Source organism: Pseudomonas sp. Lz4W (assembly GCF_000346225.2).
GTDB classification, from domain to species: domain Bacteria; phylum Pseudomonadota; class Gammaproteobacteria; order Pseudomonadales; family Pseudomonadaceae; genus Aquipseudomonas; species Aquipseudomonas paraversuta.
The window spans coordinates 4899584-4914185 of record NZ_CP017432.1 but is presented as its reverse complement, the minus strand read 5'-3'; the positions used below and the strand labels follow the sequence as shown (position 1 = coordinate 4914185).

Annotated in this window: 8 protein-coding genes and 3 rRNA genes; 5 read left to right on the top strand and 6 right to left on the bottom strand. The window is 54.8% G+C overall.

Going from position 1 to position 14602, the window contains the following annotated elements; genetic code table 11:
* Window positions 1-168: 168 nt before the first annotated feature.
* The 6 genes from B195_RS22380 to B195_RS22355 all read right to left on the bottom strand — a co-directional run bounded on the left by B195_RS22380 (window position 169) and on the right by B195_RS22355 (window position 6594).
* Window positions 169-384 carry a DUF1127 domain-containing protein gene (locus tag B195_RS22380; RefSeq protein ID WP_003438153.1) on the bottom strand — a complete coding sequence of 72 codons (216 nt, stop codon included), beginning with the start codon at window positions 382-384 and terminating at the stop codon, window positions 169-171.
* Between the two features lie 317 nt (window positions 385-701).
* The gene (locus B195_RS22375) at window positions 702-2192 is read right to left on the bottom strand and encodes an acetyl-CoA hydrolase/transferase family protein (RefSeq protein ID WP_003438154.1); all 1491 of its coding nucleotides are present in this window, start codon (window positions 2190-2192) and stop codon (window positions 702-704) included.
* Window positions 2193-2372: 180 nt separating this feature from the next.
* Window positions 2373-3809, bottom strand: a complete 1437-nt coding sequence (locus tag B195_RS22370) for an NAD(P)(+) transhydrogenase (Re/Si-specific) subunit beta (protein WP_003438156.1) — start codon at window positions 3807-3809, stop codon at window positions 2373-2375.
* Window positions 3806-4129, bottom strand: a complete 324-nt coding sequence (locus tag B195_RS22365) for an NAD(P) transhydrogenase subunit alpha (protein WP_003438157.1) — start codon at window positions 4127-4129, stop codon at window positions 3806-3808. Before B195_RS22365 ends, B195_RS22370 begins: the two co-directional genes overlap by 4 nt.
* A 10-nt stretch (window positions 4130-4139) precedes the next feature.
* A complete protein-coding gene (locus B195_RS22360; protein ID WP_003438159.1) occupies window positions 4140-5261 on the bottom strand; it encodes a Re/Si-specific NAD(P)(+) transhydrogenase subunit alpha in 1122 nt (373 codons plus the stop codon).
* 436 nt (window positions 5262-5697) lie between these two features.
* Entirely contained in the window at window positions 5698-6594 is an 897-nt protein-coding gene (locus tag B195_RS22355; RefSeq protein ID WP_003438161.1) for a LysR family transcriptional regulator, read from the bottom strand.
* Window positions 6595-6751: 157 nt separating this feature from the next.
* Here B195_RS22355 and B195_RS22350 point away from each other — a divergent pair, with 157 nt between their 5' ends.
* The 5 genes from B195_RS22350 (at window position 6752) to rrf (ending at window position 14587) form a co-directional block, all read left to right on the top strand.
* Window positions 6752-7933 carry an acyl-CoA dehydrogenase gene (locus tag B195_RS22350; RefSeq protein WP_003438163.1) on the top strand — a complete coding sequence of 394 codons (1182 nt, stop codon included), beginning with the start codon at window positions 6752-6754 and terminating at the stop codon, window positions 7931-7933.
* Window positions 7934-7947: 14 nt separating this feature from the next.
* The gene (locus B195_RS22345) at window positions 7948-9168 is read left to right on the top strand and encodes a CaiB/BaiF CoA-transferase family protein (protein ID WP_003438165.1); all 1221 of its coding nucleotides are present in this window, start codon (window positions 7948-7950) and stop codon (window positions 9166-9168) included.
* A 389-nt stretch (window positions 9169-9557) separates the two neighbouring features.
* A 16S ribosomal RNA gene (locus B195_RS22335) occupies window positions 9558-11094 on the top strand.
* Window positions 11095-11418: 324 nt separating this feature from the next.
* Window positions 11419-14316 (top strand): 23S ribosomal RNA (locus tag B195_RS22330).
* A gap of 155 nt (window positions 14317-14471) precedes the next feature.
* Window positions 14472-14587 (top strand): 5S ribosomal RNA (rrf, locus tag B195_RS22325).
* Together the 16S, 23S and 5S rRNA genes form the textbook arrangement of a ribosomal RNA operon.
* The last annotated feature ends 15 nt before the right edge of the window (window positions 14588-14602 follow it).

Here is a 14602-nt window from a genome sequence, read left to right as displayed (position 1 = left end):
TGTACCTGTCTGTTTTAATATTTTTAGAAACTGTACCTGTCTGGCTATGGCCTCTTAAAAATGCGCCCCATAAACGACAAAACCCGTCAGCGGTAATCCGCGACGGGTTCTGTTTTTTCAATTCAGGGTGCTGGCGATAGACCGGTGGTCAGGGCCAGCGAGCGCTCATTAGCGCCAGAACGGCTTGCTCAGCTCTTCGTAACGCTGTGCTTCGCTAATCCCGGCATCAGCCAGAAGACGCGAGTCCAGGCGAGCCAGTTGATGGCGGCTGGAGATTCGGCGCTGCCACAACATCAAGTTGGCAAGAACGCGCAAAGGCATGGAAGCCTGGTTGTTTACTGTGTTGCTTTCGTTGAACAGATCGGAACTGAGTGTACGTTCCATGACGGCATCCTTCCGCTTGTGGCGGCATTGGCTAGTGGTTTAACTGATGCCAATGATCCTCTTCTGTGTCCATACACAGTAGATACAGTTCAACTGTATTGCGATGGGCCAGTTAACTGTTTAGGGGTGCTGTACGGCCATAAATGAGCACAACTGTACCTGTCAGCACCAATGTGGTGCGAAACGGACTGTTTTGGCAGGGGGAAGGCGGGGAAGGGTCATGAATTGACCGGTACAGTAGTACAGTTTTTGAAATTTACGCCAAAAAAAGCCGCTGGCAAATAGTGTTTTTTGTCAGCGGCTGTCTAGAACGGGAGTTACGGCAGCATTTTCCCGGTTTCTTCGAGGTTGATATGCCAGCTCAGGGCTTCACGCAGTATGTGCGGCGTGTGGCCGCCAATAGCGCAGGCTTTGTTGAAGTAATCGTTCAGCGCTTCGCGGAAGTCCGGGTGCACGCAGTTGTCGATGATGACCCGTGCGCGCTCGCGTGGGGCCAGGCCACGCAGGTCGGCCAGGCCCTGCTCGGTGACCAGGATGTCGACGTCGTGCTCGGTGTGGTCGACGTGGCTGACCATGGGCACAACGCTGGAAATAGCTCCGGCTTTGGCAATCGACTTGGTAACGAAGATCGCCAGGTGTGCGTTGCGGGCGAAGTCACCCGAGCCACCGATACCGTTCATCATCCGCGTGCCGCAAACGTGGGTGGAGTTGACGTTGCCGTAGATGTCGAACTCGAGTGCGGTGTTGATCCCGATGATGCCCAGGCGGCGAACCACTTCCGGGTGATTGGAGATCTCTTGCGGGCGCAGGACCAGTTTGTCCTTGTAGCGCTCGAGGTTGCCGAACACGTCGGCATTGCGACGGCTGGACAGGGTGATCGAGCTGCCCGAAGCAAAGCTCATCTTGCCGGCGTCGATCAGATCGAAGGTCGAGTCCTGCAGTACTTCGGAGTACATGGTCAGGTCTTCGAACGGCGAGTCGATCAGCCCGCACATTACCGCATTGGCAATGTTGCCGATGCCTGCCTGCAGCGGACCAAGCTTGTTGGTCATGCGCCCTTCTTCAACTTCCTGCTTGAGGAAATTGATCAGGTGGAAGGCGATACCGTCGGTTTCGCTGTCCGGCTCGGACACGGTGGACGGAGAGTCCGGCTTGTTGGTGATCACGATGGCGACGATTTTTTCCGCCGGGATCGGGATCGCGGTGCTACCGATGCGGTCGTCGACTTTGACCAGCGGGATCGGTGTGCGCGTCGGACGGTAGGTCGGAATGTAGATGTCGTGCAGACCTTCCAGATTCGGGTTGTGCGCCATGTTGATTTCGACAATCACCTGTTTGGCGAAAATCGCGAAGCTGGCGGAATTGCCTACGGAGGTCGTTGGAACGATATGACCTTGCTCGGTAATTGCGACGGCCTCGATAACGGCGATGTCCGGCAGGGTCAGTTGCTTGTTGCGCAATTGCTCGACGGTTTCGGACAAATGCTGGTCGATGAACATCACTTCGCCGGCGTTAATGGCCTTGCGCAGGGTGCTGTCGACCTGGAACGGCATGCGCCGAGCCAGTACGCCGGCTTCAGTCAATTGCTTGTCGAGGTCGTTGCCCAGGCTGGCGCCGGTCATCAGGGTGATTTTCAACGGCGACAGCTTGGCGCGTTCGGCCAATGCCTGGGGGACGGCCTTGGCTTCGCCGGCACGGGTAAAACCGCTCATGCCGACGGTCATGCCGTCTTTGATAAGGTCGGCGGCTTCTGCGGCGCTCATGACCTTGTCGTGTAGGGAAGTTAGGCGAATACGTTCACGGTACATGGATTGTTATCTCGGGCAACGGAAGCAAGAGGCGCAGTCTATTCATTTTCAGAGCCTTTCGTCCCGCTACCATGGTCGAATGCCAGCGGCCGATTTAGAGCCTTTGGTCGGGTTCTTTATAAATAGAAAAACCCCGGCCAATTCAGCTCCGGGGTTCTCGGTGTTGCAGGGGCGGGGATGTTACTCGACCGCTTTAACCATATCTTCAATAACTTTCTTCGCGTCGCCGAAGACCATCATTGTTTTATCCAGATAAAACAATTCGTTATCCAGGCCGGCATAGCCGCTGGCCATGGACCGTTTGTTAACGATGACGGTTTTGGCTTTATAGGCTTCGAGGATCGGCATGCCGGCAATCGGCGATTTAGGATCGTTCTTGGCCGCCGGGTTGACCACGTCGTTGGCGCCCAGTACCAGCACCACGTCGGCCTGGCCGAACTCGGAGTTGATGTCTTCCATCTCGAACACCTGGTCGTAAGGCACTTCTGCCTCGGCCAGCAGTACGTTCATGTGGCCGGGCATGCGGCCCGCTACCGGGTGAATGGCGTACTTCACGGTCACGCCGCGATGGGTCAGCTTCTCGGTCAGTTCTTTAAGTGCATGCTGGGCCCGTGCCACGGCCAGGCCATAGCCCGGAACGATGATCACGGTGTCGGCGTTCATCAGCAGGAACGTGGCGTCGTCAGCCGAGCCGGATTTCACCGGGCGCGCTTCTTTCGAGCCTGCCGGGCCTGCGGTATCGACTGCGCCACCGAAGCCGCCGAGGATCACGTTGAAGAACGAGCGGTTCATCGCCTTGCACATGATGTACGACAGGATCGCACCCGAAGAGCCGACCAGCGAGCCGGCAATGATCAGCATCGAGTTGTTCAGCGAGAAGCCGATGCCTGCCGCTGCCCAGCCGGAGTAGCTGTTAAGCATCGAGACCACGACCGGCATGTCGGCGCCGCCAATCGGGATGATGATCAGCACGCCCAGTACGAACGCCAATGCCAGCATCAGTGCGAAGGCATTGAGGTTGCCGGTCAGCATAAAGGTGATGCCCAGTGCCAGCGTGGCCAGGCCCAGTACCAGATTCAGTTTGTGTTGACCGTTGAACTGTACCGGTGCGCCCTGGAACAGGCGGAACTTGTATTTGCCCGAGAGCTTGCCGAAGGCGATGACCGAACCGGAGAAGGTAATGGCACCGATGGCCGCGCCGAGGAACAGTTCCAGACGGTTACCGGCAGGGATGGCGTCGCCCAGATGTTTGACGATGCCCAGCGATTGCGGCTCTACCACCGCAGCGATGGCAATGAAGACTGCCGCGAGGCCGATCATGCTGTGCATGAAAGCGACCAGCTCAGGCATTTTGGTCATTTCGACACGTTTGGCCATGATCGAGCCTGCGGTGCCGCCTACCAACAGGCCGACAATCACGTAGCCGATGCCTGCGGTCGCAATTTCGCTGCCCAGTTTGTAGATCAGGCCGACGGTGGTGATTACCGCCAGACCCATGCCAAGCATGCCGAAGAAGTTGCCGCGGCGTGAGGTGGTCGGGTGCGACAGGCCTTTCAGCGCCTGAATAAAGCAGATCGATGCAACCAGATAAAGAACAGTGACCAGGTTCATGCTCATGGCTTGCGCACCTCTTCTTTGGCTTTAGGTGCTTTCTTCTTGAACATTTCCAGCATGCGCCGGGTGACCAAAAATCCACCGAATACGTTTACGGCTGCCAGTGCGACCGCCAGGGTGCCCATGGTTTTACCCAGTGGCGTGACCGTCAGTGCGGCGGCAAGCATGGCGCCCACGATCACAATGGCGGAGATGGCGTTGGTGACGGCCATCAGGGGCGTGTGCAATGCAGGGGTTACGTTCCAGACCACGTGATAACCGACATAGATAGCCAGCACGAAGATGATCAGGTTGTAGATACCGGGGGAGATGAGCTCTTCCATGTTTTTATCCTCAGCCGTTTTTGCGCACGACTTGACCGTCGCGGCACATCAGGCACGCGGCGACGATGTCGTCTTCAAGGTTGATCTGGAACTGCCCTTCAGGGGTGAAGACCAGCTTGAGGAAGTCCAGCAGGTTGCGGGCGTACAGCGCGGAGGCGTCTGCGGCAACCATGGCAGGCAGGTTGGTGTAGCCGACGATGGTGACCCCGTGCTCGACCACGACCTGGTCGGCAACGGTCAGCGGGCAGTTGCCGCCCTGGGCCGCTGCCAGATCGATGACCACAGAACCGGGCTTCATTTGCGCGACGGTTTCTGCACTCAGCAACACAGGTGCCTTGCGTCCCGGAATCAGTGCGGTGGTGATAACAATGTCGGCCTGCTTGGCGCGTTCGTGAACGGCCAGAGCCTGGCGCTGCATCCAGCTGGCAGGCATTGGTCGGGCATAACCGCCGACGCCGACGGCGCATTCGCGTTCTTCGTCGGTTTCGTAGGGTACGTCGACAAATTTGGCGCCCAGGGATTCGATCTGCTCTTTAACCGCAGGTCGTACATCCGACGCTTCGATGACGGCACCCAGGCGCTTGGCGGTGGCAATCGCCTGCAGACCCGCAACACCGGCACCCAGGATCAGCACCCGTGCAGCTTTAACGGTTCCGGCGGCAGTCATCAGCATCGGCATGAAGCGCGGATAGTGGTGAGCGGCGACCAGAACTGCCTTGTAACCGGCAATGTTGGCCTGGGATGACAGCACATCAAGACTTTGCGCACGGGATGTACGGGGGGCGGCTTCAAGAGAGAAGGCGGTGATCCCGCGTTCGACCAGTTTGGCAATGGTTTCATTGCTGAACGGGTTGAGCATGCCAATCAGTACGGTGCCGCTACTGATCAGGGCCAGTTCGCTGTCGCTCGGGGCGACGACTTTCAGAATCAGCTCGGCGCTGAATGCATCTGTGGCGCTGCCAATAGTCGCGCCTGCAGCTTCATAGGCGCTGTCAATAACGCTGGCATTAACACCGGCGCCACTTTGAACAGTCACCTTATGGCCTTGGCCGATCAGCTTCTTGATGGTTTCGGGGGTTGCAGCAACCCGCGTTTCACCCGGTTGGGTTTCGAGAGGAACACCAATGTGCACGTCATATCTCCTGCGTGATCTTTTATAAGAAAGCCAGCGCACTACGGGTGGTGCATCTGGGGCGGCCGATCAGCACGACCCCGCCTGAATGCAGGTGGGGCGGGGCATTCTGCCGTCGATTTTTTTGGCCTTCAAGAACTTATGGAGGGTGACGGGATATTAACTACAAGTCATGCAGTGACCGAATGTCGCAAGGGTCAGCTGCAGCCCTTTGAATACATGGCTTGTAATGATTTGAGGGGGTTTTTGAGTTTTTTTCAGATTTCTTTTGGTTATCGCAGCATAACTTTCGGAAATACCCTGCAGGCCGCGTGGTTACTGCCTTACAGGTTTGTCCAGTTAGACAAAAGTAACGAGTGTAAAATAGCGACATTTGCTTATATATGTAGTGCTTTTTTGTGCATCACTACATAGTTTGTCCGGACGATGCGGGGAGTCAGGTAAGGCTGTAGATCGCGGCCTGCTTGATCAGCCAGTCGCGAAAGGCCTGCAGAGAGGCCGATTCAATTTTGCGCTCGGGGATCATTAAGTAGTAAGCCTTGGTGCTGGAAAGCGGGCGTTCATTGGCAATCACCAGGCGCTTCTCGGCCAGTTCGCGCTGAATCAGAAAAGGCGGGATCAGGGCGACCCCCATGTCGTGCATGGCGGCCTGGGCCAGCATCGAAAACAGCTCATAACGTGCGCCGGTCATGTCGCGTGGCACGCTCATGTCCTGTGCGTTAAACCACTGTCGCCAGGCGTAGGGGCGAGTGGTTTGTTGCAGCAGGGGCAGTTCTGCGAGGGTTTCTGCGCTCAGGTGTTGGGCTGCACCCAGTAAAGAAGGGCTGCATACCGGTACCGGGTTTTCACCCATCAGGCGGTAGGACGATGTGCCGGACCAGTCGGCATCACCGAAGTAGATGGCCGCGTCAAAATCGGTGTCGGCGAACAGGAAGGGGCGTGTTCGGTTGGTCAGGTTGACCGTGACGTCCGGGTGTTGTTGCTGAAAGTCCTTCAGACGGGGTAGCAGCCATTGCGTGCCGAAGGTAGGGACAAGGGCCAGTTCAATGGTGTTGGCGCCTTGTTGGCCCATGACGGACAGGGTGTCCCGTTCTACTGCATCCAGTTGAGTTGCAACCCGCCGACTGTAGGAAAGGCCGGCTTCGGTCAGCTTTACCCCGCGTTTGGAGCGTCTGAACAGTTCTACGCCAATGAACGATTCGAGGCTGGCTATCTGTCGGCAAATGGCCCCTTGGGTGAGAGATAGTTCTTGTGCGGCCTTGGTGAAGCTTTCGTGGCGCGCCGCTGCCTCAAAGCTGATCAGGGCTGTGGTGCTGGGGATTTTGCGGCGCATGTACGACATCCTCACTAAAGACGGCCATAAATGGCTTTTTCATTGGCTACAGAGTGAGAAATTATCACAACAGGGTGCGTAATCCTCGTTTGTCCTTCTATTAAGGGCGGCCTAGGATCGATCTACGACATTTGATCTATTTCACGAGGGTTCTCTGATGGCGGGTAAAGCAAGCTTCAACTGGATTGATCCACTGTTGCTGGATCAGCAACTGACTGAAGAGGAGCGCATGGTGCGCGACAGCGCTGAGCAATTTGCCCAGGACAAGCTGGCGCCGCGTGTTCTTGAAGCTTTCCGTAATGAGAAGACCGACCCGGCGATCTTTCGTGAGATGGGTGAGACAGGTTTGCTGGGGGCGATGATCCCTGAGCAGTACGGCGGCAGCGGTCTGAACTATGTCAGCTACGGTCTGATTGCCCGTGAAGTAGAGCGGGTCGACTCGGGTTATCGCTCAATGATGAGCGTGCAGTCGTCTCTGGTGATGGTTCCGATCAATGAGTTTGGTACTGAGGCGCAGAAGCAGAAGTATCTTCCCAAGCTGGCCTCGGGTGAATGGATTGGCTGCTTTGGTCTGACAGAGCCGAACCATGGTTCCGACCCGGGTGCGATGATTACCCGTGCTCGCTCTGTGGATGGCGGCTACAGCCTGACGGGCAGCAAGATGTGGATCACCAACAGCCCGATCGCGGATGTGTTTGTGGTTTGGGCCAAGGATGATGAAGGCGACATTCGTGGCTTTGTTCTGGAAAAAGGCTGGAAGGGTCTGAGCACGCCTGCGATTCACGGCAAGGTTGGTTTGCGTGCATCCATCACGGGCGAAATCGTTATGGATAACGTGTTTGTGCCTCAAGAGAATATCTTTCCGGATGTTCGCGGTCTGAAGGGGCCTTTTACTTGCCTCAACTCGGCGCGTTACGGGATCTCGTGGGGTGCATTGGGTGCTGCCGAGTTCTGCTGGCACACCGCGCGTCAGTACACCCTGGATCGCCATCAATTTGGGCGGCCTTTGGCAGCGACTCAGCTGATTCAGAAAAAGCTGGCTGACATGCAGACCGAGATTACCCTGGCGTTGCAAGGCTGCCTGCGTCTGGGGCGGATGAAGGATGAAGGCACTGCGGCGGTGGAGATTACATCGATCATGAAGCGCAACTCGTGCGGCAAGTCGCTGGATATCGCCCGTATGGCTCGCGACATGTTGGGCGGCAACGGTATTTCCGATGAGTTCGGCGTGGCGCGTCACCTGGTCAACCTGGAAGTAGTGAATACCTATGAAGGGACGCATGACGTGCATGCCTTGATTCTTGGGCGTGCGCAGACCGGTCTTCAGGCGTTCTATTAACAGGAGCTCGGCTCATGGGTGCTTTGTCGCATTTGCGGGTGCTGGATTTGTCGCGGGTTCTCGCCGGGCCGTGGGCGGGGCAGATACTTGCTGACCTCGGGGCTGAGGTCATCAAGGTCGAGCGCCCCGGCAATGGTGATGACACACGCGCCTGGGGGCCGCCGTTCCTGAAGGATGCGTATGGCGAGAGTACGGGGGAGGCTGCGTATTACCTGTCGGCCAATCGTAACAAGCAGTCAGTGACGATCGACTTCACCAAGCCGGAAGGTCAGCGACTGGTGCGAGAACTGGCTGCGAAGTCCGACATCTTGATCGAAAACTTCAAGGTTGGCGGGCTGGAGGCCTACGGGTTGGACTATGGGTCGCTCAAGGCGTTGAATCCAGAGTTGATCTACTGCTCGATTACCGGGTTTGGACAGACCGGGCCTTACGCCAAGCGGGCCGGGTATGACTTTATGATTCAGGGTCTGGGCGGCCTGATGAGTTTGACTGGTCGGCCTGAGGGCGACGAGGGGGCGGGGCCGGTAAAGGTTGGTGTGGCGCTGACGGATATATTGACTGGTCTTTACTCGACGGTGGCAATTCTGGCGGCCCTGGCCCATCGGCAGCAGGGTGGCCGCGGTCAGCATATTGATATGGCGCTGCTGGATGTGCAGGTGGCTTGCCTGGCGAATCAGGCGATGAACTATCTGACTACAGGTGTCGCTGCGCAGCGCCTTGGCAATGCTCATCCGAATATCGTACCGTATCAGGATTTTCCTACGGCCGATGGCGACTTCATCCTTACGGTTGGTAACGATAGTCAGTTTCGCAAGTTTGCTGAAGTGGCTGGTCGGCCCGAGTGGAGTGATGACCCGCGTTTTGCGAGTAACAAGCAGCGGGTCGCCAATCGCGCAGTGCTGGTGCCCCTTATAAGGCAGGCAACAGTTTTCAAGACTACGGCTGAGTGGGTGTCGCAGCTGGAGGCGGTTGGCGTGCCGTGTGGGCCAATCAATGATTTGGCGCAGGTCTTTGCAGATCCGCAGGTCCAGGCGCGTGGGCTGTCGATGCAGCTGCCCCATGCGCTGGCTGGCCTGGTGCCGCAGGTGGCGAGCCCGATCCGTTTGTCCGAGACGCCGGTGGAGTACCGTAATGCGCCTCCTTTGTTGGGGGAGCATACGCAACAGGTCCTGGAGCGAGTGTTGGGGCTGGACCATGGGATGGTGGAAGCCCTGCGTGAGGCGGGTGTGCTGTAGCTATATATAGAGGGGTGCGTCAGCACCCCTCTATATATGTGTGGCGGGTATGATTTTGGGTTAATTGATAGAGTCACTCAATTAGCCCTTGACTCAGAATTCCAACGGCCTATAATTCGCCCACTTCCGGCGCAGTCGAAACTTTGAAAGCATCTGAAAATAACCACTTGACAGCAACAGAGGCTGCTGTAGAATGCGCGCCTCGGTTGAGCGAAAGCTTAACCAACCGCTCTTTAACAACTGAATCAAGCAATTCGTGTGGGTGCTTGTGGAGTCAGACTGATAGTCAACAAGATTATCAGCATCACAAGTTACTCCGCGAGAAATCAAAGATGTAACAACCGATTGCTGAGCCAAGTTTAGGGTTTCTAAAAAACCCAAAGATGTTTGAACTGAAGAGTTTGATCATGGCTCAGATTGAACGCTGGCGGCAGGCCTAACACATGCAAGTCGAGCGGTAGAGAGGTGCTTGCACCTCTTGAGAGCGGCGGACGGGTGAGTAATACCTAGGAATCTGCCTGGTAGTGGGGGATAACGTTCGGAAACGGACGCTAATACCGCATACGTCCTACGGGAGAAAGCAGGGGACCTTCGGGCCTTGCGCTATCAGATGAGCCTAGGTCGGATTAGCTAGTTGGTGAGGTAATGGCTCACCAAGGCTACGATCCGTAACTGGTCTGAGAGGATGATCAGTCACACTGGAACTGAGACACGGTCCAGACTCCTACGGGAGGCAGCAGTGGGGAATATTGGACAATGGGCGAAAGCCTGATCCAGCCATGCCGCGTGTGTGAAGAAGGTCTTCGGATTGTAAAGCACTTTAAGTTGGGAGGAAGGGCATTAACCTAATACGTTAGTGCTTTGACGTTACCGACAGAATAAGCACCGGCTAACTCTGTGCCAGCAGCCGCGGTAATACAGAGGGTGCAAGCGTTAATCGGAATTACTGGGCGTAAAGCGCGCGTAGGTGGTTTGTTAAGTTGAATGTGAAATCCCCGGGCTCAACCTGGGAACTGCATCCAAAACTGGCAAGCTAGAGTATGGTAGAGGGTAGTGGAATTTCCTGTGTAGCGGTGAAATGCGTAGATATAGGAAGGAACACCAGTGGCGAAGGCGACTACCTGGACTGATACTGACACTGAGGTGCGAAAGCGTGGGGAGCAAACAGGATTAGATACCCTGGTAGTCCACGCCGTAAACGATGTCAACTAGCCGTTGGGAGTCTTGAACTCTTAGTGGCGCAGCTAACGCATTAAGTTGACCGCCTGGGGAGTACGGCCGCAAGGTTAAAACTCAAATGAATTGACGGGGGCCCGCACAAGCGGTGGAGCATGTGGTTTAATTCGAAGCAACGCGAAGAACCTTACCAGGCCTTGACATCCAATGAACTTTCTAGAGATAGATTGGTGCCTTCGGGAACATTGAGACAGGTGCTGCATGGCTGTCGTCAGCTCGTGTCGTGAGATGTTGGGTTAAGTCCCGTAACGAGCGCAACCCTTGTCCTTAGTTACCAGCACGTAATGGTGGGCACTCTAAGGAGACTGCCGGTGACAAACCGGAGGAAGGTGGGGATGACGTCAAGTCATCATGGCCCTTACGGCCTGGGCTACACACGTGCTACAATGGTCGGTACAAAGGGTTGCCAAGCCGCGAGGTGGAGCTAATCCCATAAAACCGATCGTAGTCCGGATCGCAGTCTGCAACTCGACTGCGTGAAGTCGGAATCGCTAGTAATCGTGAATCAGAATGTCACGGTGAATACGTTCCCGGGCCTTGTACACACCGCCCGTCACACCATGGGAGTGGGTTGCACCAGAAGTAGCTAGTCTAACCTTCGGGAGGACGGTTACCACGGTGTGATTCATGACTGGGGTGAAGTCGTAACAAGGTAGCCGTAGGGGAACCTGCGGCTGGATCACCTCCTTAATCGACGACATCAGCTGCTCCATAAGTTCCCACACGAATTGCTTGATTCATTGAAGAAGACGATAGAAGCAAATTTAAATGGTGGCTTCTGTATCGTAAAGCTTAGAAATGAGCATTCCATCAAATGATGGTGAATGTTGATTTCTGATCTTTTGATTAGATCGTTCTTTAAAAATTTGGGTATGTAATAGAAAGTTAGACTGGATAACACTTTCACTGGTGTTTATTCAGGCTAAGGTAAAATTTGTGAACGTTCTTAATTGAACATGCGAATTTTCGGCGAATGTCGTCTTCATAGTATAACCAGATTGCTTGGGGTTATATGGTCAAGTGAAGAAGCGCATACGGTGGATGCCTTGGCAGTCAGAGGCGATGAAAGACGTGGTAGCCTGCGAAAAGCTTCGGGGAGTCGGCAAACAGACTTTGATCCGGAGATGTCTGAATGGGGGAACCCACCTAACATAAGTTAGGTATCTTAAGCTGAATACATAGGCTTAAGAAGCGAACCAGGGGAACTGAAACATCTAAGTACCCTGAGGAAAAGAAATCAACCGAGATTCCCTTAGTAGTGGCGAGCGAACGGGGACCAGCCCTTAAGCTGTATTGATGTTAGCGGAACGCTCTGGAAAGTGCGGCCATAGTGGGTGATAGCCCTGTACGCGAAAACATCTTTGCAGTGAAATCGAGTAGGACGGAGCACGAGAAACTTTGTCTGAATATGGGGGGACCATCCTCCCAGGGCTAAATACTACTGACTGACCGATAGTGAACTAGTACCGTGAGGGAAAGGCGAAAAGAACCCCGGAGAGGGGAGTGAAATAGATCCTGAAACCGTATGCGTACAAGCAGTGGGAGCCCACTTTGTTGGGTGACTGCGTACCTTTTGTATAATGGGTCAGCGACTTATTTTCAGTGGCAAGCTTAACCGAATAGGGGAGGCGTAGCGTAGCGAGCGAGTCTTAATAGGGCGTCTAGTCGCTGGGAATAGACCCGAAACCGGGCGATCTATCCATGGGCAGGTTGAAGGTTGGGTAACACTAACTGGAGGACCGAACCGACTACCGTTGAAAAGTTAGCGGATGACCTGTGGATCGGAGTGAAAGGCTAATCAAGCTCGGAGATAGCTGGTTCTCCTCGAAAGCTATTTAGGTAGCGCCTCATGTATCACTGTAGGGGGTAGAGCACTGTTTCGGCTAGGGGGCCATCCCGGCTTACCAAACCGATGCAAACTCCGAATACCTACAAGTGCCGAGCATGGGAGACACACGGCGGGTGCTAACGTCCGTCGTGAAAAGGGAAACAACCCAGACCGTCAGCTAAGGTCCCAAAGTTATGGTTAAGTGGGAAACGATGTGGGAAGGCTTAGACAGCTAGGAGGTTGGCTTAGAAGCAGCCACCCTTTAAAGAAAGCGTAATAGCTCACTAGTCGAGTCGGCCTGCGCGGAAGATTTAACGGGGCTCAAACCATACACCGAAGCTACGGGTATCATCTTAGGATGATGCGGTAGAGGAGCGTTCTGTAAGCCTGTGAAGGTGAGTTGAGAAGCTTGCTGGAGGTATCAGAAGTGCGAATGCTGACATGAGTAACGATAATGGGTGTGAAAAACACCCACGCCGAAAGACCAAGGTTTCCTGCGCAACGTTAATCGACGCAGGGTTAGTCGGTCCCTAAGGCGAGGCTGAAAAGCGTAGTCGATGGAAAACAGGTTAATATTCCTGTACTTCTGGTTATTGCGATGGAGGGACGGAGAAGGCTAGGCCAGCTTGGCGTTGGTTGTCCAAGTTTAAGGTGGTAGGCTGGAATCTTAGGTAAATCCGGGATTCTAAGGCCGAGAGCTGATGACGAGTTAACTTTTAGTTAACGAAGTGGTTGATGCCATGCTTCCAAGAAAAGCTTCTAAGCTTCAGGTAACCAGGAACCGTACCCCAAACCGACACAGGTGGTTGGGTAGAGAATACCAAGGCGCTTGAGAGAACTCGGGTGAAGGAACTAGGCAAAATGGCACCGTAACTTCGGGAGAAGGTGCGCCGGTGAGGGTGAAGCATTTACTGCGTAAGCCCACGCCGGTCGAAGATACCAGGCCGCTGCGACTGTTTATTAAAAACACAGCACTCTGCAAACACGAAAGTGGACGTATAGGGTGTGACGCCTGCCCGGTGCCGGAAGGTTAATTGATGGGGTTAGCTAACGCGAAGCTCTTGATCGAAGCCCCGGTAAACGGCGGCCGTAACTATAACGGTCCTAAGGTAGCGAAATTCCTTGTCGGGTAAGTTCCGACCTGCACGAATGGCGTAACGATGGCGGCGCTGTCTCCACCCGAGACTCAGTGAAATTGAAATCGCTGTGAAGATGCAGTGTATCCGCGGCTAGACGGAAAGACCCCGTGAACCTTTACTATAGCTTTGCACTGGACTTTGAATTTGCTTGTGTAGGATAGGTGGGAGGCTTTGAAGTGTGGACGCCAGTCTGCATGGAGCCAACCTTGAAATACCACCCTGGCAACTTTGAGGTTCTAACTCAGGTCCGTTATCCGGATCGAGGACAGTGTATGGTGGGTAGTTTGACTGGGGCGGTCTCCTCCTAAAGAGTAACGGAGGAGTACGAAGGTGCGCTCAGACCGGTCGGAAATCGGTCGTAGAGTATAAAGGCAAAAGCGCGCTTGACTGCGAGACAGACACGTCGAGCAGGTACGAAAGTAGGTCTTAGTGATCCGGTGGTTCTGTATGGAAGGGCCATCGCTCAACGGATAAAAGGTACTCCGGGGATAACAGGCTGATACCGCCCAAGAGTTCATATCGACGGCGGTGTTTGGCACCTCGATGTCGGCTCATCACATCCTGGGGCTGAAGCCGGTCCCAAGGGTATGGCTGTTCGCCATTTAAAGTGGTACGCGAGCTGGGTTTAGAACGTCGTGAGACAGTTCGGTCCCTATCTGCCGTGGACGTTTGAGATTTGAGAGGGGCTGCTCCTAGTACGAGAGGACCGGAGTGGACGAACCTCTGGTGTTCCGGTTGTCACGCCAGTGGCATTGCCGGGTAGCTATGTTCGGGAAAGATAACCGCTGAAAGCATCTAAGCGGGAAACTTGCCTCAAGATGAGATCTCACTGGAACCTTGAGTTCCCTAAAGGGCCGTCGAAGACTACGACGTTGATAGGTTGGGTGTGTAAGCGCTGTGAGGCGTTGAGCTAACCAATACTAATTGCCCGTGAGGCTTGACCATAACACCCAAGCAATTTGCGTTCTTGGTTGCAAGAACAGACAAGTTGCGGTGTGTGAAGACGATACAAACCGAAAGTTTGCACAACACACAAATCTATTACATACCCATTCGCTGGAACGTTGACCGCAAGGTAAAACGCGCTGGCTACCGAATTTCTTGACGACCATAGAGCATTGGAACCACCTGATCCCATCCCGAACTCAGAAGTGAAACGATGCATCGCCGATGGTAGTGTGGGGTTTCCCCATGTGAGAGTAGGTCATCGTCAAGATTAAATTCCAAAATC

What these genes read in the sequence shown, in the direction of transcription:
- B195_RS22380 (WP_003438153.1), bottom strand. Translation starts at nt 384, where the DNA reads ATGGAACGTACACTCAGTTCCGATCTGTTCAACGAAAGCAACACAGTA.
- B195_RS22375 (WP_003438154.1), bottom strand. Translation starts at nt 2,192, where the DNA reads ATGTACCGTGAACGTATTCGCCTAACTTCCCTACACGACAAGGTCATG.
- B195_RS22370 (WP_003438156.1), bottom strand. Translation starts at nt 3,809, where the DNA reads ATGAGCATGAACCTGGTCACTGTTCTTTATCTGGTTGCATCGATCTGC.
- B195_RS22365 (WP_003438157.1), bottom strand. Translation starts at nt 4,129, where the DNA reads ATGGAAGAGCTCATCTCCCCCGGTATCTACAACCTGATCATCTTCGTG.
- B195_RS22355 (WP_003438161.1), bottom strand. Translation starts at nt 6,594, where the DNA reads ATGCGCCGCAAAATCCCCAGCACCACAGCCCTGATCAGCTTTGAGGCA.
- B195_RS22350 (WP_003438163.1), top strand. Translation starts at nt 6,752, where the DNA reads ATGGCGGGTAAAGCAAGCTTCAACTGGATTGATCCACTGTTGCTGGAT.
- B195_RS22345 (WP_003438165.1), top strand. Translation starts at nt 7,948, where the DNA reads ATGGGTGCTTTGTCGCATTTGCGGGTGCTGGATTTGTCGCGGGTTCTC.